The organism is uncultured Zhongshania sp., assembly GCF_963975605.1.
Classification (GTDB): domain Bacteria; phylum Pseudomonadota; class Gammaproteobacteria; order Pseudomonadales; family Spongiibacteraceae; genus Spongiibacter; species Spongiibacter aquimaris.
On the sequence record NZ_CAXBHN010000004.1, the window covers coordinates 170,813 to 197,011 of the forward strand.

The following is a 26,199-nucleotide window of genomic DNA, read 5'->3' on the forward strand; positions in this document are numbered from 1 at the left end:
GGCGGGCTTATTCCGGACGTCTTCTGGTGGAGTCAAGCAAGCGGCTGAGGCTCGCCGCCTTCGGCTTGATCATCCAGAATTTACCGATGTAGTCGTCAAAATTGTCGAGGATATGCTGCCCCCATGCGGAGCCTGTTTCAGCAACGTATTCAACGATGTTGCCGCGCAAATGCGCTCGGTATGCTTCCATTGACTCGGAGTTAATACGGCAAATTTCGACTAGCTCGCTGTTATACCGGTCAACGAAGCGATTTGCCTCATCTAAGACATAGGCGAAACCACCGGTCATACCTGCACCAAAATTGACCCCAGTAGGCCCCAAAACAGTGACAATACCGCCGGTCATATATTCGCAGCAATGGTCACCCGCGCCTTCCACAACCGCGTGAGCACCGGAATTACGAACCCCAAAGCGCTCACCTGCAATGCCTGCAGCAAATAGCTTGCCGCCGGTGGCACCGTAAAGACAGGTATTGCCGATAATCGCGGTATCCTGGCTGTTAAACACACTACCCTTAGGCGGGTAAATAACTAACTTACCACCGGCCATGCCCTTACCGACGTAGTCATTGGCATCGCCTTCAAGGTACATATTTAGGCCGCCAGCATTCCAGACACCGAAACTCTGACCTGCGGTACCCTTCATACGAAGCGTAACCGGTGCGCCTTCCATACCAAGATTGCCATGGCGCTTAGCTATTTCACCGGACAAGCGAGCGCCAATGGAACGGTCACAGTTGGTTACCGCAAACTCAAGATCCACGCCAGACATCGCCTCGATGGCGGGCAGTGCCGCAGCGACCATCGCCTCCGCTTTCTCGCCCTTATCAAAGGGGGCGTTTAGCTCAACCTGACAAAATTCAGGCTGATCTTTTGCGGCTGGGTCTTTAAATAGAATAGGCGATAAATCCAGCAGTTCTTGCTTCTCGGTTTCGCCAACCTTCTGCTTGAGCAAATCAGTGCGGCCAATGAGCTCTTCCATCGTGCGAATGCCGATACTCGCCATCCACTCGCGGGTTTCCGTTGCGATAAAGGTGAAGAAGTTCATCACCATTTCAACGGTGCCAATGAAATGCTCATCGCGCAGACGCTCGTCCTGGGTCGCAACACCAGTCGCACAGTTATTGAGATGACAAATACGCAGGTATTTACAGCCCAGCGCCACCATTGGTGTTGTACCGAAACCAAAACTCTCAGCACCCAACATTGCCGCTTTCACTACATCTAGACCGGTTTTTAAACCGCCGTCTGTTTGTACGCGCACTTTGCCACGCAAACCGTTGCCGCGCAGGGTTTGTTGCGCTTCAGACAGCCCCAGCTCCCACGGTGAACCGGCATAGCGAATCGAGGTAATGGGGCTCGCAGCGGTGCCACCGTCATAACCAGAAATCGTAATTAGGTCTGCGTACGCCTTGGCCACACCAGCGGCGATAGTACCGACACCAGGCTCAGATACCAGTTTCACCGAAACCAGCGCTGAAGGATTAACTTGCTTAAGATCGAAAATTAGCTGGGCTAAATCTTCAATCGAATAAATATCGTGATGCGGCGGCGGCGAAATCAAGGTCACACCAGGCACCGAGTAGCGCAATCTGGCGATCAAGGCATTCACTTTACCGCCGGGCAACTGCCCGCCTTCACCGGGCTTAGCGCCCTGCGCTACTTTTATTTGCAGTACTTCGGCGTTAACCAAGTAGTGTGGCGTCACCCCGAAACGGCCCGACGCAACCTGCTTAATTTTTGACACCCGCTCAGTGCCATAGCGAGCAGGGTCTTCACCGCCCTCACCGGAGTTTGAGCGACCGCCCAAGCGGTTCATGGCAGTCGCCAAGGCCTCGTGAGCCTCTGGGCTTAAGGCACCCAATGACATACCCGCGGAGTCAAAGCGACGCAACAAGCTTTCTATTGGCTCAACTTCATCAAGCGGTATTGGCTTAATATCATCTTTAAAGCCAAGCAAATCGCGAATAGTCGCAACCGGACGGTTGTTAACCAGTTCCGCGTATTTTTTCCACTGTGCGTAATCACCACTTTTTACCGCTTCTTGCAGCGTCATTACGACGTCGGGGTTAAACGCGTGATATTCCTTACCGTGCACATATTTGAGTAAACCACCTTGATCGATGGTTTTACGCGGCAACCACGCCAATGTCGCCAACGCTTCTTGATCGCGCTGCAACTCGGGAAATCCGGCGCCGGCAATGCGACTAGCCACGCCTTTGAAGCAGGTTTCAACCACGTCAGTCGACAAACCAATGGCTTCAAATAGCTGCGCACCGCGATAAGATGCAATAGTCGATATGCCCATTTTGGACATAATTTTAAGCAGGCCTTTATTAATGCCTTTGATGTAGTTGGTATGGGCAGTTTGCTCGTCACCCAGCACTTCACCACAGCGCAACATATCGCTAATAACCGCAAAAGCCATAAACGGATACACAGCGGTGGCGCCAAACCCAAACAAACAGGCCATCTGATGCGAGTCGCGGGCACTGCCGCTTTCCACAACAATATTAGCGTCGCAACGCAAACCTTGTTTAATCAAATGGTGATGCACGGCGCCGGTCGCCAATAAACTGTGCACTGCTAGCATGCCGGGCTCGATAGCCCGATCACTCAGCAATAAAATAACCTTGCCGCTACGCACTGCGTTTTCTGCCGCCAACGTCACTGCCGCAACCGCGTCTTTTAACGATGTCAGCGCTGGGTCGTAGGCCAATTCAATACGCGCTAATGGATAACGCGGAGAATCAACTGTCATCAAGCGATCAAACTTGTCTGGCGACAAAACCGGACTAGTTAGAATTAAACGATCGGCGTGATCAGCGGTCTGCTCAAACACATTTTGTTCGGCGCCCAACAGGGTTTCCAAACTCATGACGATAGTTTCACGCAAGGGATCTATCGGCGGGTTGGTAACCTGAGCAAATTTTTGACGGAAGTAGTCATATAGAGAGCGCTTTTGGCGCGACAATACCGCCATCGGGGTATCATCACCCATTGAACCTACGGCTTCATTGCCGCTGTCAGCCAATGCAGATAGCACCTGCTCACGCTCTTCAAAACTAACCTGGAAGTATTTTTGGAAAGCCGCTAAGGTTTCTGCCTCTGGCAGCGCTGGACGATTACCTTGCCCCAGCTGATCCTGAAGACGGTTGCCGTTCTCACGCAACCACTGCTTATAGGGATGCGCAGATTTGAGACGATTATCGACTTCTTCGGTATGCAGTACTTCACCCAATTCAGTGTCGACTACCAGTATCTGACCAGGCCCAACACGGCCTTTAGACACAACATCTTCGGGGGTATAACCGTAGGTGCCGATTTCCGACGCGACGGTAATAAATCCATCTTTGGTAATAACCCAGCGCGAAGGGCGAAGACCATTGCGGTCTAACATACAGACAGCGTAGCGTCCGTCAGTTAGAACTAAGCCCGCAGGGCCGTCCCAAGGCTCCATATGCATGGAGTTGTATTCATAGAATGCTTTTAAATCAGCATCCATATGCTCAATATTTTGCCAAGCTGGTGGTACTAACATCCGCACAGCACGAAATAAATCCATGCCGCCGGCGACCAATAGCTCAAGCATATTATCGAGGCTTGAAGAGTCCGAACCCGTGCGATTTACCAGCGGTGAGAGCTCGGTAACGTCTGGCAGTAAAGGACTGCTAAAATTGCGTGTACGTGCCTCTGCCCAGTTGCGGTTGCCCTCAATCGTATTAATTTCACCATTGTGAGCCAACATGCGAAACGGCTGAGCCAAGGGCCAGCGGGGCATGGTATTGGTAGAGAAACGCTGATGGAATACGCAAATTGCGGTCTCTAGTGCTGGATTGGCTAAGTCTAGATAAAAGCGCGGCAAATCTACCGGCATCACCAAGCCTTTGTAGGCAATGACATCGGCAGACAAGCTAGAGATATAAAAATCTGGGTCCTTAGCTAATGCCATTTCCGCTTGGCGACGAACAACAAATAGGCAGGTCCGCAATTGCTGCGCATCCATACCGTCGACATTGATAAACACCTGCTCAATTCGCGGCAAGCTTGAAAGTGCAATTTCACCACAGACTGACTCATCAACGGGCACAACTCGCCAACCCGCGGGTTGGAGGCCATTTTTAAGCAATACCGCTTCAAAGTCATCACGAGCTGACGCAGCCATTTGCTCATCTCGGCTGAGGAAAATCTGTCCCACACCGTAAATTTCGCTTAACTCGCTGCCACAAGATTCTTTTGCTACGGTGCGCAAAAAACCATCTGGCTTTTTGAGTAACAAGCCACAGCCATCGCCTGTTTTACCGTCGGCAGCAATCCCGCCGCGGTGTGTCATGCAGGTCAACGATTCGATGGCTGTCTGCAACAATTTATGGCTCGCATCACCCTGCATATGGGCAATTAGGCCGAATCCACAGTTGTCACGCACATCTTCAGGTCTGTACAGGCCTGTACTCATAAAACGACTCTCGCAAAATTACTAAGAAAAACAAAAAGATAGTCGAAAAGAATGTTCGGGGATTTTACACATACCCGAAAAAAGGAGTGACATTCTACACGGATGCAGCAAAAGCAACAAACGCCGTCAACTGGTCGTTCAATTTTTAACCAACCCACTATAACTAAGCACGAACTCCAGCATCGCGCAATACTTGTGCGATTACATCTTCAGGCGCCTGGCTGCTGACTACCGCCTCACCAAGCCCCGTCAAAAGCACTAAACGCAATCGACCATCGAGAACTTTTTTGTCCCGCCCCATCAACTGCAAAAATTGATCCACATCCATGTTATTTGGTGGCGCAACTGGCAACCCGGCCTGCTGCAGCAAAGATTTAGCTCTCGCCAAAATGTCCGAGCTTAACCACTCCATCTCTACCGACAAGGACAGGGCGAGTACCATCCCCGCCGACACCGCCTCACCATGCAGCCAGTTGCCGTAACCTTCTGCGGTTTCTATCGCGTGCCCAAAGGTATGGCCTAGGTTTAAAATTGCGCGACGACCACCTTCGCGCTCATCTTCAGCGACGACCAAGGCTTTGTTTACGCAAGAACGGTAAACAGCTTCTTCAAGTAAATCGGTATCACGGCGCATTAGGCCTGCAATATTCGCTTCCAACCATTCAAAAAATGGCGCATCACAGATTAAACCGTATTTAATGACCTCCGCCATCCCCGCCGAAAACTCTCGCTCTGGCAAGGTATCGAGCAAACTCAAATCAGCGAGCACACAATTAGGCTGATGAAATGCACCGATCATATTTTTACCCAGCGGGTGATTAACGCCGGTTTTACCACCCACCGATGAATCTACCATCGACAGCAGCGTGCTAGGAATTTGAATAAATTGCACACCGCGCTGATAGCAAGCCGCCGCAAAGCCACACATATCACCAACAACACCGCCACCTAATGCTATCAACGTGGTGCCGCGATTGTGATTTTTTTCTAACAAGGTATCGAAAATTTGCTCAAGCGTAGCCAAATTTTTATAGGCTTCACCGTCAGGTAAAACCACCTCACACACTGACTTATCGCTAAGCTGCGTTTTTAATGCTGCCAAATACAAGGGAGCGACCGTACTGTTGGTAACAATACAAACTTGTCGGCCTGCAATATATTGCGCCCACAAATTTGGCTGACCAAGCACGTCACGCGCGATAAATATGGGATAGCTACGCTCTCCCAAATCGAGTTCGAGGTTTTTCATCTAGATGTATCCGGGAAAAGATTAATATACCGACCAAGCTAGCTAGTATATCAATATTGCGCACTCAGGTCGTCAGCCCCAAGCTGGGAACACAGCTCCTGCACAACTGACTTAGGCGTCCGATTATCGGTTAAGACCGTATAGTCGGCAATTTCTTCATAAAGAGGTTCGCGCAGCGCCATTAGATTACGTAGGGTTGTGGCAGGATCACCTGTTTGTAACAGCGGTCGCTTTCGATCGCGCGCGGTGCGACGTATTTGCTCATCAACGGAAGTTTTGAGATAGATAACAGTGCCTTTGGCAACCATCAATTTTCGGCTATCACCGCGTAAAACTGCACCACCGCCAGTTGAAATAACAACTTGAGCAGCATCACTTAATTCGGCCAACATGGATTCTTCACGGTCGCGAAACCCCTCTTCGCCTTCCATATCAAAAATCCAAGGAATATCAACGCCGCTGCGCTCCTCAATTTCGCGATCGACATCGCGAAAATCAAAACGCAGCGTGTCAGCGAGCAATCGCCCTATCGTACTCTTACCCGCTCCCATTGGGCCAACTAAAAATACCGCCCCAGACTTCATCATCACAACATTAATCTACCAAGCTGTCCGCCAAAATGCGCGGCGTGATAAAGATCAATGTTTCCTGCTTTTCACGGGACACAGTGGTGCTCTTGAACAAACGACCCAGAAACGGGATATCGCCAAGGAAAGGCACTTTGGTTTCAGAAGAAATATCCAACTGATCGTATACTCCGCCCAAAACCACAGTCTCCCCGTTGCTCACCAATACCCGCGTTGTTAGCTCAGTGGTATCGATTGTCGGAACCTGACCACCCAGACCAGTGGCTATTACCAATGAACCGATGGTGTCCTGATTAATCGTCAAATCCATAATGATACGATCGTCGGGTGTAATAATAGGCGTGACATCTAATTTCAACACGGCCTCTTTAAACGCAATAGTCGTCTCACCATTGGCCGAGGACTGCGGGTAAGGAATTTCAGTACCAGATTTGATAACGGCAGGCTCTTTATCCCCTGTCACAATCCGTGGCTGCGACACTATTTCGCCGCGCCCCTTAGATTCAAGTGCAGACAATTCCAGGTTAAGAAGCACATCAGAACTAATGAAACCCAGTGCGAATGAACCCGCAGCGCCCGACACCCCCAAGTCGGTCACCAAACCTGGCACAAAGGACGTCGGCGAACCACTTAAAAAGTTGTTTTGGGTAGCCTGATCACTTTCAAGATCGCCATTTGCTGTGTAAACCTTGTCGCCATCGGCTTTAACATAAGCACCACCCCAACGAACACCAAGTGCACGATCAAAGTCAGAACTTGCGCGCACAATGCGCGCCTCAATCTGAACCTGTCGAACCGGAACATCTATCAAGGCGATCAGACGACGGAACTCGTCCAAACGTTCTGCAGTTTCGGTAATCAATAGTGAGTTGGTACGCTCATCAACAATAACCTTACCCCGTGGCGACAAAATACTGCCAGTAGAGTTTTCATCATTTTTGCCGTTCCCACCTCTACCTGGCCTAAATAACTTAAATAGCTCTGCCGCATCCGCATAACGCACACGAATAAACTCAGTTTGTAGCGGCGCCAATTCTTCGACCTGCTTCTGAGCAGCGATTTCCTGACGCTCACGCTCCGCAATTTCAGCTGCGGGCGCCACCATCAATACATTTCCAACTTGACGCTTATCCAAGCCCTTGGTTTTTAAGACTAGCTCTAAGGCCTGATCCCAGGGCACATTCTGTAAGCGCAAGGTGATATTGCCCTTCACCGTGTCACTGGCAACCAGGTTCAACTCAGTGAAATCAGCAATAAGCTGGAGCACTGAACGGACCTCAATATCTTGGAAATTCAAGGAAAGCTTTTCGCCAACAAAGGCAAATTCGCGACGACGATCATCGACTTCTTTTTTAGTCAGGGGTTTAACGCTAACAACATACTCGGTATCAGTCTGATAGGCTAAATAATCGTACTCACCAGTTGCTTCCAAAGACAATTTGGCGCCTTTATCACCCATGCGAGCATCGATACTTTTTACCGGTGTGGCAAAATCGGCGACATCAAAGCGGCGTTGCAAATTCTGCGGTAAGTTTACACCACCAAAATCGACTTTAATTTTCGCGCCTTCTACAAACACGTTCACATCCGCCTTGGCATCGGCAAGTTGGATAACGAGACGGCCCTCGCCCTTCTCGCCGCGACGAAAGTCCAAATCGGTAATACTATTACCCGTCGTCACCGCAGGCGTTGCAGAGGAGGTCAACGGGCTATTATATTTTTCTGTTAAGTACGCTTGGCTGCCGCCGCCGCCAACCTCAACGATTAATATATTCCCCTCGTGACGGGTTTGATAAGACGCCAGTTTAATCAGGTTAAGCACCACCCGAGTTCGATCTCGCCCTTCTAGCACAACCGCGCTGCTAGCATTATCATAGGATAATGGAAATTTCTTTTGGCTTAGCATATTCCCTGAGCCCACCAAATCCAGAGCGATACGCGCTGGCTTTTCGATGGTATAACCCTTTACCTCTGGTGCGGGGCCATCAAAGGTTAACCGAGCTTCAAAGCTACCGCCTTGCAGAGAGTTAAACTCAATATCTTTTAAATTAGACGCCATGGCGGCAACTGATGCCAAGAGCAAACATATTCCAGAGAGGAACTGTCGCCCCAGACCTGCTCGGTCATAAGGTCTTTTGCACTGCATCTGTACTCGGGTATTCATGTACGTCTCCGCCTTTCTAATTCTTACTTACGGACTTTCAATTCAAGGGAGCGAGGTCGCTCAACCCAACCATCCCCGCCGGTAGAAACAATCTCCACCACTGTCAGGTAATTTTCAGCTACATCTATGATCTTGCCAAAATTGCGGCCAAGATAATTATTCCTGCGCACTCTATGCACTCCACCATCCGGATCTTTAATCAGCGCCCAAAGCACTCCTTCAAGACGCACAGTGCCAACCACAGTGATAGAATCCAACGAGAACTGCTCTAAAAATTCTTTCTCACGTTTTAAATCAGGCTTGATATTACTAGCCGTCTCCAAACGCGCAATTTCTTTTACATCTACCGGACGATTAAACGGCGCCCTCATTCCTGAGGCCGAATAACTAAATGCACGGTAGGCCTTTAAAGCGGGAATAGGCGCAATTTGACCAGACGGCGACGCGCGCTTTTCGGCAACGAAGGCATCCAGATCCGCGTATTGATTATTGCCGCTACACGCAGCAAGCATTGATACACCAGCAACTAACACCAAACGAGGGAGAATCATTACTTGTCTCCCCCCTGGTCTTTATAGCGATAGGTTTTTGCTGTAATCGACATACTTTGCTGACTTAAGTTTTTATTAGATTCGATATTGTAATCATGCAAAGTGACTATCCGCGGCAATCCGGCAATGCCACTAACAAACGCCGCTAAGTCGTGGTAGCTGCCGCTAACTTTAATCGCAATTGGCAGCTCTACATAAAACTCTCTGGCGCGCTCAGCTTGTAGCTGAATGCTGCTGATATCCAAACCGTTGGAGACCGCCTTTTCTGTCATATCTTCAAGCAGGCCAGGTACTTCGGTGTCTGCCGGAAGCTGGCTGAGAAGAATACCAAAAGACTCCTCCATTTCCGCCATTTGCTTCTTCAACGGGATAAGCTTAGCCGCTTTGAATGCTTTCTTTTCAAAATCCGCCTTAAGCTGTAATTCCTTTGCCTCAACAGCAGCCAACTGCACACGCAAGTCAGCGATAACGTAAAAATAACCGCCAACTAAGCACAGGACAAACACTGCAACCCATGCGCCCACTCGCACTAGTACAGGCCACGCACCAATATTGTCTACATTGAGTTCGCTGAGATCGAAGCTCTTTAGCTCGTCGACCAGCTCTTGCCATGCTGCCACTGCCATTGCCCCCTATTTCTCGTCGTCAGGCGCAGGCGCACTGATTTTATATGACAGTTTGAAACTACTTGCTTGGTCACCATAAGCAGAGGCCGCACTAACCGCCGTCAAATTTGGATCTGCAAACCACGGTGACGCATCTAATTTACGCATCAAGCTGGACACACGATTATTAGACTCGGCAATACCCTGAACATCGATGCGAGAGCCTCGCCGACTGACAGAGGTATAAAACAAACCGTCAGGCAGTGTTCTCACCATCTCATCAAATACACGAACAATTAATGGCCGAGTACCTTGCAAATCCTGAATTATCGTCATTCGATCCAGTAACTGCTGGCGACGGGTTTCAAGATTTTTTATCTCTGCAACTTCTTTGTTGATTTTAGTGATATGGCCCTGCAGGTAGGCATTTCGCCCCTCTTGATGGCTAATTGCGCCATTGACTATCGACATTGCCAAGACAACTAACAACACCGACAACAAGGCGACCCCACCCAATACAACCAAAAATTGCTTTTTAATCAGCTGGCGGCGCTCTTCACGCCAGGGCAATAGGTTAATTGTTGCCATTAATCAAAACTCCTGAGCGCCAAGCCACAGGCAATCAGCATCGCCGGCGCATCACTCGTCAACTTCATGGCATCAACCCCCGGTGCCACTGCCATCGAGGCGAATGGATTTGCAATCACGGTGCTTACTTCAACCCGCTCCTCGACCATTTCGGCCAGGCCCTGCATCGCAGCCACCCCCCCGGCAAGCAAAATAATGTCGACACCACTGTATTGGCTCGCCGAGTAAAAGAACTGCAGCGAACGGGAAACCTGCTGAATGACCGCTTCACGGAACGGAGCTAAAACTTCGCTGTCATAGTCATCGGATAGTCCGCCCTGCTTTTTCGCCAAGCCAGCCTCTTCTGCCGTTAAGCCGTAGCGGCGCTGGATTTCTTCTGTCAACTGCCGTCCGCCAAACATTTGATCGCGGGTATAGACCGTTTCCCCAGCCACAACGACGGTAAGGGAAGTTGTACTTGCCCCCACATCGACGATAGCGACGACGGTATTTTCATCACAACCTATCTGTTTTGCGATGAGGTCAAAGCTTCGCTCCACAGCGTAGGCTTCAACGTCAACCACCTGCGGCTCAATGCCAGCAATTTCAAGCGCCTCAACCCGCGTGTCAACATTGTCGCTGCGACATGCCACCAGCATCACCTCGACTTGATCGGGGCTGTCTTCAACCTCGCCAAGCACCTCAAAATCGAGCGCGACTTCGTCTAGAGGGTAGGGAATATACTGGTCTGCCTCCAGAGATATCTGGGTTTCCAGCGCATTCTCATTCATCCCAGCCGGCATATGAAGAATCTTGGTGATAACAGCCGAACCCGGTACTGCGACCGCGGCCCGCTTCTGTTTCGACTTGGAGCGCGCATGTACCGCCCTCACAATTTCACCTACCGCTTCTACCTCGGCAATATTTTTTTCCACCACAGAATGCGCGGGCAAAGACATGACCGCGCAACTTTCAACGCGATACTTATCGCCGCTACGGCTCAACTCCAGCAGCTTCACGGCGCTGGAACTAATGTCTATACCTAGCAAACTGCGGGAACCCTGACCGCCAAACAAGCCATCTAGCACTGTAATTTTCCTATTTACATCGTGGACTTAGGGCGTACTCTTACAGATAAGATTAAATACCAGTGTATGCCAATGCGCAAATAGTTCTGAAAAAAAGACGCTTAAAACTTCGCACTTTTCGTTATCCTAGCGTTCAATTTGTGATTCCCACCTCTATTTGAAGGAAAAACATGCCCAGTACGACGCGCTATCTTCGTATTTTCATCGGCCTAGCTGCGCTTGCCTGTTGCGGTGCTTTGATGGTGTTTGCCACCGCATTCCTTTATATCAGCCCTAAGTTACCGTCAATTGAGGCGCTAAAAGACACTCAATTACAAACGCCGCTGCGAATTTACAGCGCTGACGGCAAGTTATTGGGTGAATTTGGTGAGAAGCGCCGCTCTCCAATTAGCATCCAAGAAGTCCCCGAACTCTTTATTGACGCCTTCCTTGCCGCCGAAGACGATCACTTTTACACCCACCACGGCGTAGATATCAGCGGACTTCTCAGAGCAGCATCACAGCTCGTGACCAGCGGTAGCATCCAATCCGGTGGCTCCACCATCACAATGCAGGTCGCCAAAAATTATTTTCTCACCCAAGAACGGACATTCACCCGCAAATTCACCGAGATTTTCTTGGCCATCGAGATAGAGCGAGCCCTCAGCAAGGGCGATATATTGGAGCTATACCTAAATAAAATCTTTCTCGGCAATCATGCCTACGGTATAGAAGCTGCAGCGCAAGTCTATTACGGAAAACCCATACGTGAACTGAACTTGGCCCAAATGGCGATGATCGCCGGACTACCCAAGGCACCGTCAGCCTACAACCCGGTAGCCAACCCGTCGCGGGCAAGAGTCCGCCGAAACTGGATTCTCGGCCGCATGCTTAGCCTGGGCTACATAAGTGATGCCGACTACCAAGCCGCAATGCTTGAACCCATCAGCGCCAAGGCTTATGGCACGCAGCTTGATGTTGACGCGCCCTATGTTTCAGAAATGGTGCGCCTCGACATGCTGGCGCGATTTGGACGCAATGCATACGAAGACGGCTATACCGTTATCACAACCGTCAAAGCGGACTTACAGGAAGTCGCCAATAAAGCGCTACTCGATGGCGTTATGGAATACGATACCCGCCACGGCTATCGTGGTGCGGAGCGCCACTGGACCATCCCCGCCGAGTTAAGCTCAGAAGACACGCAAGACTTCAGCCAAAAACTCGAAGAGATAGGCCGCATAGGTATCTGGCATCCCGCCCTAGTGCTAAATGTAAAAGAAAAGTCGATCACAATTCTGCTCGCCGGAGAACTGCAAACAACCCTTGAGTGGGAACACGGACTCGCCAAAACAGTCCGCTATATCAGCGAAGACCGCGTCAGCTACGCAGCAGAGACCGCGTCCGAGCTGGTAAAAACCGGTGATGTCATCCGTGTAAAAATGAGTGACTCAACACCACGACACTGGGAGCTGTCTCAGCTACCGAAAGTGCAAAGTGCACTCGTATCGCTGGACGCGGATAGCGGCGCCATTCTTAGCTTGGTGGGCGGCTACAATTATCAAAAAAGCGCGTTCAACCGGGTCACTCAGGCAGCACGCCAACCCGGCTCCAACTTTAAACCATTTATTTATACCGCGGCTCTCGACAATGGCTTTACACCCGCCACCATAATTAACGACGCCCCCATCGTCTTTGATAGTGACGCACAGGGAAATACATGGCGCCCAAGCAATGATAACGGCAGATTTAACGGGCCAATGCGCTTGCGGAAAGCGCTGTATTTATCCCGCAACTTAGTATCAATCCGAGTGCTGCGTGAACTCGGCATCTCCAAAGCAATTAACTATGTCGGTCGATTCGGCTTCGACCCAACTAAACTTCCACACGACCTTTCATTGGCATTGGGGAGCCACTCACTCACCCCCTTAGATATCGTCACCGGTTACGCCGTATTTGCAAACGGCGGCTACAAAATTTCACCTTACTTCATTGATCGAATTATCGATCGCGACGGCAATACCGTTTATCGAGCCGACCCCGAAATAGTGTGTCGCCAGTGCGATGATGAAGACGACAACGCAGTAAAAAACATAGAAGCCGACACCCTCGACGACATCATTTCCGGTGACAGCGGCGCGCTGCAATCTCGATCTGCCAAACGCGTGCTCGACGAAGAGGTCGCTTTTCTTATCGATAGCATCCTAAAAGATGTTGTTACCCGCGGCACTGGACGAAAAGCACTGGTGCTTGAAAGAGGTGATGCTGCCGGTAAAACCGGTACGACTAACGGGCCAACCGACGCGTGGTTTTCTGGTTATAGCGGAGGTATTGTGACAGCCACCTGGGCCGGCTTCGACCAAAACCTCAACCTTGGTCGCCGTGAATACGGCGGCTCAGTAGCGCTGCCAATCTGGATAGACTATATGCGTGAAGCGGTTAAAGGGCGCCCAGAGCGTCATTTGAAACAGCCGGACAGCGTAATTTCAGTTCGCATCGACCCCGATACCGGCAGTCTTGCTCACCCCGGTCAAGCCAATGCCATCTTTGAGTACTTCAGAGCCGACAGCGCGCCAACTGAAGACTTTGATCAGCCCGCGAGCCCCTACGGTCCAGACAGCGACGACCCAATAGAAATATTTTAAGACGATAGCCACCGCTGTCGAATTGACGGCGGTGGCACAATAGTTCCTCTGCCTTAAATGGCTTCAAGCGCCTCGGCCAGTGTTTTCACCCCAATAACTGTCATCCCCAAATCACCGCGCGGCGCATTGCCGTGGGGCACGATCGCTCGCCTAAAACCGTGTTTACGCGCCTCTTGCAAACGCTCCTGACCGCTCGGCACGGGCCGAATTTCGCCAGACAAGCCCACCTCGCCAAACACAACCAAATCTTCAGGGAGCGGCCGATCCCTGAAGCTAGACACAATGGCAAACAGCAGCGCCAAATCGGAGCCGGTTTCTAGTACCTTAACCCCACCGACGACGTTCACAAACACATCCTGATCGCCCACCTGTAAGCCACCGTGTCGGTGCAAAACGGCCAGCAACATCGCCAAGCGATTCTGCTCCAAACCGACCGCCACCCTGCGCGGATTGCCAAAGCCAGAACTATCCACCAGCGCCTGAATCTCTACTAGCAATGGCCTTGTGCCCTCCCACACCACCATCACGGTGCTGCCCGACGTAACCACATCGCCGCGGTTTAAAAAGATTGCCGACGGGTTTTTCACCTCTTTCAAACCCAGCTCGGTCATAGCAAAAACGCCCAGCTCATTAACCGCACCGAAGCGGTTTTTACTCCCGCGCAAGGTTCGGTAACGGCTATCGCTACTTCCTTCCAACATGATTGAGCAATCAATTATATGCTCTAACACCTTTGGCCCGGCTAAGCCGCCGTCTTTTGTCACATGGCCAACCATAATCAGCACCGTGCCCGTCTCCTTGGCAAATCGGGTTAATGCCGCCGCGCACTCGCGCACCTGCGATACACTGCCCGGCGCCGAACTCACATCATCGCTGTGTAAGACCTGAATCGAATCGACCACCAAGACCTTGGGTTTATTGGTCGCCGCCTGAGAAAGCAGCCTATCAAGGCTGGTTTCGGCACATAATTTTAGCGTATCGGCTTTTAGGCCTAAGCGTTTTGCCCGCATGGCAATTTGAGGCAAGGACTCCTCACCGGTCGCGTATAGACACTCGCACTGCGCCGCCAGACGACAAAGTACCTGCAATAGCAGCGTGCTTTTACCCGCGCCGGGGTGCCCTCCCAATAGCACTGCCGAACCGGGCACCAAGCCACCGCCAAGCACACGGTCAAACTCGTCAAAGCCTGTGGACTGACGCGGTAACGCTTCAATACTGACATTAGCCAACATCTGCACCTCACCGCCCACCGCGCCGGCATAACCTTGCCTAGACGCCGTCGCTTTCGCCGCACTCGCCGGCCCCAGACGAAATTCCGATAAGGTATTCCACGCATTACAATCCTGACACTGCCCCTGCCATTTATTGTGTTCAGAGCCACAATCCACACATACAAAGGCGACTTTTTGTTTTGCCATAGCGTTACCTAAAAACATCCATAATCAATTTATTGAAGCCACTGCGGCCAGACACAGGGCTGACAGCCGACCCACCAAAGCCGTACAATGACCCGCTATTAATAGAGTACTTCAGATGTCAGCTGCACTAGTAGAACGCCCATTACTTGTCTCTCCCTCCCTCGCCACCACCCTTGGGCTAGAGGCAGCGCTGCTGTACCAATTAATCGCCGAATGGCTGCCACTGCTCACGGGACGGGAAAATCAGGGGCAGCAATGGTTTCTCATCGACAAAGACCAATTAAGCAAACAGTTGCCGTTTTGGGATTTGAGCAAAATAGAGGAGGTTCTGCGCACACTCCACGACCAAGGGCTCATTATTATCGGCGCAGCCCTAATGAGCAACGCACAAAACATTCGCCTAGCGCTACCTAGAAGCCAAAAAACGGACGACTTCGCCAGCGTCAACCATACCCCTCACGTTGCGCAGCCTAGACAACAAGCCCATCACACATCTAAACCCCTAGTTGGCAAGCCAAACAGCGCGCCACCCAGCAGACCCGTGCCAGGTAATAATATTATTCCCGCCGACTGGCTGCCTGACAGGGCCGGGCTCGACTATTTAACGCGCTTCAACCAAGTCGACCCCGCCTTTATTGATGCCGTACTTCCCGAGTTTATCGCCCATTACCGCGAAACCGGTGAAACGCGAAGCTCCTGGAATAGCGCGTTCAGCCAATATGTCAGTCGACGCTGGAAAAAACAGCAGTACGCAAAAATTGAAGAATCTCGCACCCAACCTATCGATGGTAACTGGAAGCCAAGTCTCGACGCACTAGAAATACTGCAGCGCGACCACGTTAGCCAGTATTTCATTGAAGACGCGATACCGGAATTCATTTTGTACTGGCGCGAGCGCGGAACACCAGACAGCAACTGGAATTCACGCTTTATTCAACATATTCGGTTACAGTGGGCCCGATACACCAACACGGTGAGCAATGAAAATGAGATTGCGCCAATTAAGTCCAACTGGCAACCCAACGACGCGGTCTTCGACATTCTGCATATGGCCCGCATCGACGCTGAATTTGCCAGAGCACAGATCGCCGAATTTATACTATTCTGGCAAGACAGCGGTACCGCCCATCGCTCTTGGAATACAAAATTTCTCCAACATGTAAAATACCGTTGGGCACACAGTCATCAACTGGGACAGAGCAATGCACGACAGCAACAAGCTACTGGAGCAAACCAGCCGGCAACTGGCTTCATCGAAAAACACACCGACCGCAGCTGGGCAGACGAACTCTGATCCCGCACCCGACAAAAATGCGGTTATCGATGCACTAAACCAAATGTTTGCTGAGTTTGAGTTGGTCTATCACAACCAATACAACAAAGCCTTTTCCAACCCAGAAAAGCTCAGCTACGCCAAAAAACTGTGGTTCAGCAACCTGCGGCATATCCAGCCAGATAGAATCATTGCGGCAACCCATCGCGCCATTCGCGAATCAGAGTTTTTGCCTACCATTAAAGGCATCCTAAAATACTGCGAGCCAGATAATATCGAACTCGGCCTGCCAGATAGCCACAGCGCCTACCTAGAAGCCTGCCGCGCACCGCAACCCAAAGCGGAATACAAGTGGTCGCACCCAGCGGTATATCATGCGGGTCGCGCCAGCGACTGGTTTTATTTATCAAGCACCGTTGAGCACAGCGCCTACCCGGTATTCCGCCGGCATTACGACGAGGTGTGCCAGCGCATAAAGAATGGTGAAACCTTTAGCTTACCCAGCCAAAAGGCCATACCAGAGACCATTAGCAAACCGCTAACGCCAGCGGAACAGCGCCAACGCATGCAAAAACTCCGCGATGACTTGGACATTTAACTAACGCCCGGCAACATAATTACACGCCCATAAAGCAATCGTGCAGGGTCCGCGCGCAAGCGCTACAATAGCGCCCACTTATTCCAGCCCCATGCGGCTGATGACACAGAACAGGCAAGTATATGGCAGACGACAAAACCACCCACTTTGGCTACAAAACAGTCGAAACTCAGGACAAGGTCAAAATGGTTGCCGGGGTTTTCCATTCGGTTGCTGCCAAATACGACCTAATGAACGACCTGATGTCGGGCGGCGTCCACCGCCTCTGGAAACGATTTACCATTGAACTTTCTGGCGTACGCAGCGGCAACGCGGTGCTCGATATTGCAGGTGGTACAGGTGACCTTGCGGCCAAATTCAGCCGCCTGGTTGGCCCAACTGGCCGCGTGGTGCTTGCAGACATTAACGACTCCATGCTCACCGTTGGCCGTGAAAAACTGACGAACAAAGGCATCGTCGGCAATATTGAATACGTGCAGGCCAATGCCGAGTGCCTGCCGTTCCCCGACAATAGTTTTGACTGCATCACTATCGCATTTGGTCTGCGCAATGTGACAGACAAAGACGCCGCACTGCGATCCATGAATCGTGTACTCAAACCCGGTGGCAGACTCTTAGTTTTAGAGTTTTCTAAGCCCGTCAATCCCGTTATTGGCAAACTTTACGACCGCTACTCCTTCGATATTTTGCCCAAAATGGGACAGTTAGTTGCCAATGACGAAGAAAGCTATCGCTACTTGGCAGAAAGCATTCGTATGCACCCCGACCAAGAAACCCTCAAGGGCATGATGGCCGATGCGGGATTTGTCGATGTTCGCTATCACAATATGACCGCCGGTGTAGTCGCCGTGCACCGAGGCGTAAAACCGTGATTCCACCGGTTCTTCAAAGCGCGGCGTTATCGAGTTTAGAGAACTTAGTTAACAAAGCATTGCAACTGGACCCAGCCACCAGCGCCAAGCTACAAGCCTTGGACGGACAGCGCTTCTCGCTAGAATTAAAAGAACCGGATCTTAAGCTCGCCATAGGCATTACGGGCAAGCGCCTGCGCTTACTTCAAGATAGTGACGCCGTTACCACTAGACTCAGTGGCGCGTGGAGCGAATTCGCCAAAGTCGCCACCGCAAAAGACCCCGCTGGAGCGCTTATCAATGGCGATATCAGCATTAGCGGCGACACCGCGCCACTATTGGAGTTACGTAAAATTCTTGCCGAGCTCGACTTAGATTGGGAACAACCACTGGCCGACGCCTTTGGTGATGTCGCCGCTCATCAACTGGGCAATGGCTTACGCGCAGGACATCGCTGGCTGAACAGCACCCGCGTAAATTTACAGCGGCAATTTAGTGAATTCATTGTCGAAGAAAGCCAATTGGTTCCTCACCCCTGTCAGGCTGACGATTTTTACAGCGATATCGATGATTTAAAAGCGCGCAGTGAGCGACTGGAAGCCAAAATTCGTCGCCTACAACAACGTATCTCAAGCCCATCCAATAAAAAATAAGGACACCAATATGGGGCTGCGCCGCCTGCTCGTCATTTGCTGGATCATTTGTCACTACCGCTTAGACACGTTGATTCCTGCGGAAAAGCTGCCGTTGCGCGCACGCTTACTTTTACGTTTAGGTCCCTGGCGATTATTTCCACGTAGACATTTTAGTCGCGGCGAACGACTGCGTTGCGCACTCGAAAACCTCGGCCCAATATTTATTAAATTCGGCCAAATTCTCTCCACTCGGCGGGACCTACTTGCCGACGACATTTCCGAAGAACTGGCCAAACTGCAAGACCAAGTTCCCCCGTTTTGCAGCAAGCTCGCCGTGACCACCATCGAAACTGCACTTGGAAAATCGATTGACGAGCTATTTGCCGCCTTTGACACCCAAGCGCTAGCCTCCGCCTCCATCGCCCAAGTGCACACCGCGACGCTCCACAGCAATATCGACGTGGTGGTTAAAGTCGTCAGACCCGGCATCGAACGCACCATTAGTGCGGATGTTCGCCTACTGCAAACACTGGCCCGGCTTGTAGAACGCCACATTCCAGATGGTCGCCGCCTGCGCCCAGTCGAAGTGGTAGAAGACTATCGCCACACCATTTTTGACGAACTCGACCTCAAGCGCGAAGGCGCCAACACCTCTCAGCTTCGTCGTAATTTTAAAGACTCAGAAATACTCTACGTACCGGAAGTATATTGGGACTACACACGTCGCAATGTACTGGTGATGGAGCGCATACACGGTATTCCAGTGACCGACGTGGCCACCCTGCGCGAACAGGGTACCGATATGAAAAAGCTCGCCGAACGCGGGGTCGAAATCTTCTTTACGCAGGTCTTTCGCGATAGTTTTTTCCACGCCGACATGCACCCCGGCAATATATTTATCGCCCATAATAGACCGTCGTCACCACAGTACATCGCCATCGATTGCGCCATCATCGGCAGCCTAAGCGACTTTGACCAATATTATTTAGCACGCAACTTACTCGCCATTTTTCAGCGCAATTATCGCGAGGTTGCCGAACTTCACGTAGAGTGCGGCTGGGTGCCACCCGAAACCAAAATCCATGAGTTTGAAGCGGCGATACGCAGCGTCAGCGAACCCATTTTTGAAAAGCCCCTCTCAGAAATTTCCTTCGGCCAATTACTATTGTATTTGTTTCAAACTGCCAGGCGCTTTGACATGGAAGTTCAGCCATCACTGGTACTTCTACAAAAAACCTTATTAAACATCGAGGGCTTGGGACGGCAGCTCTACCCCCAATTAGATTTATGGTCTACTGCCATGCCATTCTTAGAGCGCTGGGTTCGCGACCGCTATTCGCCGCAAAGCATGCTCAAACGTGTCAGTCATCGCCTACCGGGGTGGTTAGAACAACTGCCGAATCTACCCGAAACCTTACTAGAGCGCGGCGCGCCGGGCAGACACAACACGCAAAATGACAACAGTCACTACAAGGGCGAACTAGACGCCCTTATTCGCCAACAAGCAGCACGCGCTCGCAATCAACGCATCGCGATCATTGCGGCAATAAGTGCCGCCCTGCTCGCTGACCCAGGTATTAGAGAGGGACTGCGACACTTGCCAGACAGCAGTATTGTGCTGTTTGGCATCGCTTTGTATTTCTTTATCCGCAGCCGCTGAGGTAAAGTAATGCCCTCGCAAAAACAGTACTGTGTACAACTATGAGCAATGAGTTCCTTAAACACATCAAATGGAATAGCGACGGCTTGGTCGCCGCCATTGCCCAGGACGCGAGTAGCGGTCGCGTACTAATGATGGCATGGATGAACGCTGAGTCACTGCAAATTAGTGTCGACACCGGCGACGCCGTGTATTGGTCGCGCTCGCGCGCCAAGCTATGGCGCAAAGGTGAAAGCTCTGGGAATGTCCAAAAAATTCGCGCAATCGAGCTAGATTGCGACGGCGACGCCCTGCTTCTTCAAGTAGAACAACTTGGCGGTATAGCCTGCCACACAGGTCGTCAAAGTTGCTTTTATCGCCGCCTCTCTAGTGGCGACTGGCAAACGACCGAAGCCGTATTAAAAGATCCGGCCACCATGTATCAACACGTGGACAAGACATGACACAATCGATTCTGGAACAACTAGACACCGTGTTGGCATCGCGCAAAACTGGCGACCCTGACAGTTCTTATGTCGCCAGCCTGCATCACAAAGGTTTAAATAAAATACTTGAAAAAGTAGGCGAAGAAGCAATCGAAACCGTACTTGCAGCGAAAGACGCAGAACGCGACCAAGATAATAGTAAACTTATTTATGAAACCGCGGATCTGTGGTTTCATAGCTTGGTTATGTTGTCACATCTCGGTGCTGGTCATGAGCAAGTGCTCGACGAATTAGCGCGTCGATTTGGTCTTTCTGGACACGACGAAAAAGCAGCGCGCGACAAGTAAACTCCCAACAAATTAATAAGCAATAAGGAACGACATTATGGGTTTAGGCGGCATTAGTATTTGGCAACTCTTAATTATTCTCGCCATCGTAGTTTTGCTCTTTGGCACCAAAAAACTGAAAGGCATGGGCAGCGATCTTGGCGGCGCATTAAAAGGCTTTAAAGACAGCATGCAAGGCGATGACGACGCCAAAAATATTGAAAAGAAAGAACAAGAAGACGCTGACGCTGCTCAGAAAACAGAGAAAAAAGACGAGTCAAAACTGTAAATGTTTGATATCGGCTTTGCAGAGCTACTGGTCATTGCCGTTCTAGGCCTGTTAATACTTGGCCCAGAACGCTTGCCCGGTGCAATTAGAACAACGTCTTTGTGGATCGGACGCCTGCGCCGAAGTTTTAATAACATTCGCTCTGAAATAGAAAAAGAAGTAGGCGCCGACGAAATTCGTCGCCAGCTACACAATGAGTCGATACTTGCGTCACTAAAAGAAACCAAAAATACCGTAAAAAACGAAATTCAAAATGCCGAGCAGCAACTCAGTGAAGCAGAGAACAGTATCGCGGCAGACAACACGCAAGACAAACCGGCCAAAGACTCAAACGATAACTCCACTCCAGAAATACACACAGCAACAGATCAAGATAAAACACCATGAGCGATGCCGAACAGGATCAAAGTCAGCCACTAATTGCCCACCTAACTGAGCTGCGTGATCGGCTACTGCGTATTGTCCTAGCTATATTGATCTGCACACTGGCGCTGTTCCCTTTTGCCAATAACATTTACACCTTTGTGTCTGAGCCTATGCAGCGCCTATTGCCTGAAGGCAGCAGCATGATAGCGACGGAAATTGCATCTACCTTTCTTACCCCCTTTAAGCTGGTCTTAGTCTCCGCATTTTGCCTAGCTATGCCAGTCATTCTGCATCAAATATGGCAGTTCGTTTCACCGGGCATGTACCGCCACGAAAAACGCATCGCCGCACCGCTACTAATTTCAAGTGTCGCCCTATTTTATGCCGGCCTGGCCTTCGCCTACTACGTAGTATTTCCATTGGTGTTTGGCTTTTTCAGCGGCATTACACCGGAGGGCGTAAGCTACACCCCTGATATAGCACGCTTCCTAGACACCGCGCTTAAACTCTTTTTGGCTTTCGGAGTCGCTTTTGAAATTCCGATTGCGACGGTTCTCGTCATCGCCTCGGGCGCCATCACCGCAAATGAATTAGCCGAAAAACGCCCCTATGTGGTCATTGCCTGTTTTGTCTTTGGCATGCTACTGACACCACCGGATGTGATTTCACAGATGCTACTAGCGATACCTATGTGGCTACTGTTTGAAGTCGGAATTATCTTCGGCAGACTGGTAAAAAAGAAGGCGGCAGCGATTGGCGGCGAAGAGCAAGATTAGGGCGCAAGCAATATCAATACTCGTCCGGCGGCGCCTCGTAGCCAAAGGCCAGATTTTCAAAACGGGTGTGCTTACCGATAAAGCTTAAGCGCGCTGTTCCAATCGGGCCGTTACGCTGCTTACCAATAATAATCTCAGCCATGCCCTTATCAGCCGACTCTTCGTTGTACACTTCGTCGCGATAAATAAACATGATGACGTCAGCATCCTGCTCGATCGCACCAGACTCCCGCAAATCTGAATTGATTGGTCGCTTATTTGGTCGCTGCTCCAGGGCGCGGTTAAGCTGCGACAAGGCAACAACTGGGCACTCAAATTCCTTGGCGATTCCTTTCAAGGAGCGCGAAATTTCAGATATTTCTGCGGTACGGCCTTCACTGCCAGTACCAGCTACTTTCATTAACTGCAAATAGTCGAGCATGATCATGCCGATACCGCCATGTTCACGGACGATTTTTCGTGCACGTGAACGCACTTCGGTCGGCGTTAATGCCGGCGTATCATCGATAAACAAGGGCCGATCTTTCAGCTTTGTTACCGCGGCACTCAACTTTGGCCAATCCTCTTCTTCAAGCTTGCCGGTGCGCACACGGGTCTGATCGATACGTCCAACCGACGACAACATCCGCATCATCAACTGATTTGCCGGCATCTCCATACTGAACACAAGCATGGGCAAATCACTACTCAACAAGGCATTTTCAACCAGGTTCATCGCAAACGTGGTCTTACCCATCGACGGTCGCGCCGCGACAATGATGAGATCAGATTTTTGCAAACCCGAAGTCATTTCATCGAGCTTTTCAAAGCCGGTGGTGAGACCAGTAATCGCGCTGTCACTGCTAAACAATTCGTCAATTTTATCAACGGCCTGTTTGAGTAACGGGTTAATCGGGGTGAGACCACCGGTCTTGGGGCGCTCCTCAGAAATCTGCATGATGGCCCGTTCGGCCTCATCCAAAATTTCATCGCTGTTACGGCCTTCGGGATTAAAACTATTATCAGCGATCGCGTTCGCGGCGCTGATCAAAGAACGAAAGGTTGCCCGCTCCCGTACAGCCTGTGCATACGCGCGAATATTGACAACAGAAGGGGTATTACTGGCGATGTCAGCGAGATACGCAGAACCGCCCACTGACTCTAACTCACCAGATTTTGCGAGCGATTCAGCAAGAGTGACGACGTCTATCGGTTGCTGAAGCTGAACAAGACGCACCATCTGCGCGAAAATTTTGCGATGCTCAGGCCGAAAGAAATCCCCTTCGCCAACCACGTCGGCGACAGAATCCCAGCCCTCATTGGCGATCATCAAGCCGCCAAGCACCGACTGCTCTGCCTCTACCGAGTGCGGGGGCAATTTCAGCTGTGCGAAATCGCGCTCTTCGGCGAAATCTGGTGGTGACTCTGGGTAAACGTCGGGGTGCACTGGACCATCACTAAGCAATATAAGATCGGGCATTGTTGCAAAAAAAAAGCACCACCGCTACAAACAGCGATCGTGCTTTTTTACTCACATAGCTATATCCGCATGTGCTGCGATACTGCAGCGCTATTTCGCTGCAGCCAATATAGCTAATGGTGTAGCAGTCTTACTCAGCAACAACAGTAATGCTGACAGTCTGTACTACATCGCTATGCAATTGAATAACGACGTCGTAGCTACCCAGGTCGCGAATTGGACCTTCTGGCATACGGACTTCGCTTTTATTCACTTCAACGCCAGCAGCAGTAACAGCGTCTGCAACGTCGCGAGTACCGATAGACCCGAACAACTTGCCGCCATCACCCGCGTTTGCGCCAATAGTCACAGCTAGCTCAGCTAGCTTTGCGGCACGCGAATCAGCGCTGCTGCGCTTCTCAGCTGCAGCTGCTTCCAAGCCCGCGCGGCGAGTTTCAAACTCAGCAACGTTGGTTTTAGTGGCAGGAACAGCCTTGCCATACGGAATCAGGAAATTACGTCCGTAACCGGATTTAACGTTAACCTGATCACCCAGATTGCCAAGTTTGCCAATTTTCTCCAGCAGAATCACTTGCATGGTTCTTACCCTCTCAAATACGCCGACATTCACGTTGTCCTACGGTGCAGGACGAACCGGTAAACGCCGTCTAATATCAATCCAACTATCCACAATCGCTGCCAGTATCAACGCCACCCATAGCGGCCGCAATATTAACAACGCAACGTAAAAAACTATTAACCAAGCACGGCCTAAGCCCAAACGACCAACCACACCATGCACTAAAGCTAAACCAGCAGTCACAATCGGCATAACGCACATTATTGCCCAAAACCGGTAATCACCACCGACTTTGCTTAACAACAACATCACCACCACAAGGCCGATGGTAATTGTCGGCGAGAGCCTAAGCTGCCACATTTCCAGACGAAATCCGCCTGGGTTGTACAACAAAGCCTGCCACCAACGCCCCAGCATTACCGCTAAGGTGCTCCAAAGCACCGCGCTCACGCCAATCAATGCCGCTACATCTCCAGTGGTAATCTCTGGAAATGCGCCCGGTGCTGACGCCTGCATTTGTTGCAGCATAGGCTGCACAAGCTCGAGCACCGACACCAAATAGGCATTGGCAAATTGCGTAAGCAGCAAGGCTGAAAACAAGCCTACTGCTGCCGCAGTAACTAAGGCATTTGACCACTGCTGCGTATTGCGAAGCACAAGCGCTGAGGCCGAAGCCCCAAGCAGCATTGCCAGCGGACCGACATCTGCCCCGATTGTTGCCACCGCTATGGCCGGCAACAGCGCCCAAAAAACCACATAAGCGCCTTCGGCCAAACCTTTGCGCAGCAACACAAGTACCGCTGCTGCCACGCCGACCCAAGCAAATACTAAGGTGCCGACACCTAAGCCTGCAACGGCTACTGCCTGCAAGCGCCCTTTCATTATAAATTCAGCTAAGGCGCGCATGGTATTACGTCGTTTTCTTACTTATGGCTGTCTGTATAAGGCAGCAAAGCTAGGAAACGTGCGCGCTTAATTGCAGTTGACAATTGGCGCTGGTATTTAGCATTAGTACCAGTGATACGGCTTGGTACAATTTTGCCTGTTTCAGAAACATAGGCTTTCAGGGTTTCCAAATCTTTATAATCGATCTGGCTAACACCTTCCGCTGTGAAGCGGCAAAACTTACGACGACGGAAAAAACGTGCCATAACTATTCTCCTAACTCAGTCCGCAATTATTCAGCGTTATCTTCTGCCATATCGGCATCAGAATCGCTATCGTCATCAGCTGTTGACTCAGAGTCATCACGGCTGCGCTCTACACGTTGCTCGCTGCGGCTACGACGCTCGCGGCTCTCTTTTTCCGCTTTCATGATAGGCGACTCTTCAGTCACTGCTTCATCGCAACGGATAATGAGGTTACGCAATACAGCGTCGTTGTAACGGAAGTTAGTAGTCAACTCTTCCACTGCTTCAGCAGACGCTTCAGCATTGATCAACACGTAGTGTGCTTTGTGGATTTTGTTGATAGGGTAAGCCAGTTGACGACGGCCCCAATCTTCTAGACGGTGAACTTTACCGCCATCTTTTTCTATGGCTTGAGTATAACGCTCAACCATACCTGGTACTTGCTCGCTCTGGTCTGGATGAACCAGGAACACAATCTCGTAGTGACGCATTTTCAGCTCCTTACGGGTTAAGCCACCCTTTACGGTGTGACAAGGAGGACAA

25 protein-coding genes are annotated in these 26,199 nt (G+C 50.8%); 11 read left to right on the forward strand and 14 right to left on the reverse strand.

Features of this window, described 5'->3' with window-relative positions:
• Positions 1 to 7: 7 nt before the first annotated feature.
• The 8 genes from gltB to AAC007_RS06335 all read right to left on the reverse strand — a co-directional run bounded on the left by gltB (position 8) and on the right by AAC007_RS06335 (position 11,267).
• Complete coding sequence (gene gltB / locus AAC007_RS06300) at positions 8 to 4,456, reverse strand: glutamate synthase large subunit (RefSeq protein ID WP_339675328.1); 4,449 nt, start codon at positions 4,454 to 4,456, stop codon at positions 8 to 10.
• A 163-nt stretch (positions 4,457 to 4,619) separates the two neighbouring features.
• A complete protein-coding gene (aroB, locus tag AAC007_RS06305) occupies positions 4,620 to 5,705 on the reverse strand; it encodes a 3-dehydroquinate synthase (protein WP_339675331.1) in 1,086 nt (361 codons plus the stop codon).
• A 50-nt stretch (positions 5,706 to 5,755) separates the two neighbouring features.
• Positions 5,756 to 6,292, reverse strand: coding sequence for a shikimate kinase AroK (gene aroK / locus AAC007_RS06310; RefSeq protein WP_295873954.1), 537 nt, complete (start codon positions 6,290 to 6,292; stop codon positions 5,756 to 5,758).
• 7 nt (positions 6,293 to 6,299) lie between these two features.
• Positions 6,300 to 8,456, reverse strand: coding sequence for a type IV pilus secretin PilQ family protein (locus AAC007_RS06315; RefSeq protein ID WP_339675334.1), 2,157 nt, complete (start codon positions 8,454 to 8,456; stop codon positions 6,300 to 6,302).
• Positions 8,457 to 8,479: 23 nt separating this feature from the next.
• Positions 8,480 to 9,007 (reverse strand): pilus assembly protein PilP, encoded by a 528-nt coding sequence (locus tag AAC007_RS06320; protein ID WP_295873960.1) that lies wholly within the window; start codon positions 9,005 to 9,007, stop codon positions 8,480 to 8,482.
• Positions 9,007 to 9,627 carry a type 4a pilus biogenesis protein PilO gene (gene pilO / locus AAC007_RS06325; protein WP_339675337.1) on the reverse strand — a complete coding sequence of 207 codons (621 nt, stop codon included), beginning with the start codon at positions 9,625 to 9,627 and terminating at the stop codon, positions 9,007 to 9,009. The genes AAC007_RS06320 and pilO overlap by 1 nt, the downstream gene beginning before the upstream one ends.
• A gap of 12 nt (positions 9,628 to 9,639) precedes the next feature.
• The gene (locus AAC007_RS06330; protein ID WP_339675339.1) at positions 9,640 to 10,200 is read right to left on the reverse strand and encodes a PilN domain-containing protein; all 561 of its coding nucleotides are present in this window, start codon (positions 10,198 to 10,200) and stop codon (positions 9,640 to 9,642) included.
• On the reverse strand, positions 10,200 to 11,267 hold the full coding sequence (locus AAC007_RS06335) for a pilus assembly protein PilM (protein ID WP_339675341.1): 1,068 nt from the start codon (positions 11,265 to 11,267) through the stop codon (positions 10,200 to 10,202). The genes AAC007_RS06330 and AAC007_RS06335 overlap by 1 nt, the downstream gene beginning before the upstream one ends.
• A 170-nt stretch (positions 11,268 to 11,437) precedes the next feature.
• On the opposite strand from AAC007_RS06335, the gene AAC007_RS06340 reads away from it, so the two are divergent.
• Complete coding sequence (locus tag AAC007_RS06340) at positions 11,438 to 13,891, forward strand: penicillin-binding protein 1A (RefSeq protein ID WP_295873970.1); 2,454 nt, start codon at positions 11,438 to 11,440, stop codon at positions 13,889 to 13,891.
• Between the two features lie 53 nt (positions 13,892 to 13,944).
• On the opposite strand, the gene radA is transcribed toward AAC007_RS06340, so the two are convergent.
• Entirely contained in the window at positions 13,945 to 15,309 is a 1,365-nt protein-coding gene (gene radA / locus AAC007_RS06345; protein WP_295873973.1) for a DNA repair protein RadA, read from the reverse strand.
• Between the two features lie 115 nt (positions 15,310 to 15,424).
• On the opposite strand from radA, the gene AAC007_RS06350 reads away from it, so the two are divergent.
• The 10 genes from AAC007_RS06350 to tatC all read left to right on the forward strand — a co-directional run bounded on the left by AAC007_RS06350 (position 15,425) and on the right by tatC (position 22,508).
• Positions 15,425 to 16,603 carry a DnaT-like ssDNA-binding domain-containing protein gene (locus AAC007_RS06350; protein ID WP_295873976.1) on the forward strand — a complete coding sequence of 393 codons (1,179 nt, stop codon included), beginning with the start codon at positions 15,425 to 15,427 and terminating at the stop codon, positions 16,601 to 16,603.
• Positions 16,512 to 17,180, forward strand: coding sequence for a replication protein P (locus AAC007_RS06355; RefSeq protein ID WP_339675344.1), 669 nt, complete (start codon positions 16,512 to 16,514; stop codon positions 17,178 to 17,180). The genes AAC007_RS06350 and AAC007_RS06355 overlap by 92 nt, the downstream gene beginning before the upstream one ends.
• 122 nt (positions 17,181 to 17,302) lie before the next feature.
• The gene (gene ubiE / locus AAC007_RS06360) at positions 17,303 to 18,052 is read left to right on the forward strand and encodes a bifunctional demethylmenaquinone methyltransferase/2-methoxy-6-polyprenyl-1,4-benzoquinol methylase UbiE (protein WP_219042549.1); all 750 of its coding nucleotides are present in this window, start codon (positions 17,303 to 17,305) and stop codon (positions 18,050 to 18,052) included.
• Positions 18,049 to 18,684 (forward strand): SCP2 sterol-binding domain-containing protein, encoded by a 636-nt coding sequence (locus AAC007_RS06365; RefSeq protein WP_295873985.1) that lies wholly within the window; start codon positions 18,049 to 18,051, stop codon positions 18,682 to 18,684. The genes ubiE and AAC007_RS06365 overlap by 4 nt, the downstream gene beginning before the upstream one ends.
• Before the next feature lie 10 nt (positions 18,685 to 18,694).
• Positions 18,695 to 20,326, forward strand: a complete 1,632-nt coding sequence (ubiB, locus tag AAC007_RS06370) for a ubiquinone biosynthesis regulatory protein kinase UbiB (RefSeq protein ID WP_339675350.1) — start codon at positions 18,695 to 18,697, stop codon at positions 20,324 to 20,326.
• A 41-nt stretch (positions 20,327 to 20,367) separates the two neighbouring features.
• Entirely contained in the window at positions 20,368 to 20,769 is a 402-nt protein-coding gene (hisI, locus tag AAC007_RS06375) for a phosphoribosyl-AMP cyclohydrolase (RefSeq protein WP_339675353.1), read from the forward strand.
• Positions 20,766 to 21,098, forward strand: a complete 333-nt coding sequence (locus AAC007_RS06380) for a phosphoribosyl-ATP diphosphatase (protein ID WP_219042553.1) — start codon at positions 20,766 to 20,768, stop codon at positions 21,096 to 21,098. The genes hisI and AAC007_RS06380 overlap by 4 nt, the downstream gene beginning before the upstream one ends.
• A 37-nt stretch (positions 21,099 to 21,135) precedes the next feature.
• Positions 21,136 to 21,366 (forward strand): Sec-independent protein translocase subunit TatA, encoded by a 231-nt coding sequence (gene tatA, locus AAC007_RS06385; RefSeq protein WP_295873993.1) that lies wholly within the window; start codon positions 21,136 to 21,138, stop codon positions 21,364 to 21,366.
• Positions 21,367 to 21,753, forward strand: coding sequence for a Sec-independent protein translocase protein TatB (tatB, locus tag AAC007_RS06390; protein WP_295873995.1), 387 nt, complete (start codon positions 21,367 to 21,369; stop codon positions 21,751 to 21,753).
• Positions 21,750 to 22,508 (forward strand): twin-arginine translocase subunit TatC, encoded by a 759-nt coding sequence (gene tatC / locus AAC007_RS06395; RefSeq protein WP_339675355.1) that lies wholly within the window; start codon positions 21,750 to 21,752, stop codon positions 22,506 to 22,508. The genes tatB and tatC overlap by 4 nt, the downstream gene beginning before the upstream one ends.
• 13 nt (positions 22,509 to 22,521) lie before the next feature.
• On the opposite strand, the gene dnaB is transcribed toward tatC, so the two are convergent.
• From dnaB to rpsF, 5 genes are all read right to left on the reverse strand, one after another.
• A complete protein-coding gene (gene dnaB / locus AAC007_RS06400; RefSeq protein ID WP_295874002.1) occupies positions 22,522 to 23,967 on the reverse strand; it encodes a replicative DNA helicase in 1,446 nt (481 codons plus the stop codon).
• 130 nt (positions 23,968 to 24,097) lie between these two features.
• Entirely contained in the window at positions 24,098 to 24,544 is a 447-nt protein-coding gene (gene rplI, locus AAC007_RS06405) for a 50S ribosomal protein L9 (RefSeq protein WP_219042558.1), read from the reverse strand.
• Positions 24,545 to 24,583: 39 nt separating this feature from the next.
• Positions 24,584 to 25,432, reverse strand: a complete 849-nt coding sequence (locus AAC007_RS06410; RefSeq protein WP_339675360.1) for a hypothetical protein — start codon at positions 25,430 to 25,432, stop codon at positions 24,584 to 24,586.
• Positions 25,433 to 25,449: 17 nt separating this feature from the next.
• Positions 25,450 to 25,677, reverse strand: a complete 228-nt coding sequence (gene rpsR, locus AAC007_RS06415) for a 30S ribosomal protein S18 (RefSeq protein WP_103682882.1) — start codon at positions 25,675 to 25,677, stop codon at positions 25,450 to 25,452.
• A 26-nt stretch (positions 25,678 to 25,703) separates the two neighbouring features.
• Positions 25,704 to 26,147 carry a 30S ribosomal protein S6 gene (gene rpsF, locus AAC007_RS06420; protein WP_219042560.1) on the reverse strand — a complete coding sequence of 148 codons (444 nt, stop codon included), beginning with the start codon at positions 26,145 to 26,147 and terminating at the stop codon, positions 25,704 to 25,706.
• Positions 26,148 to 26,199 lie beyond the last annotated feature (52 nt).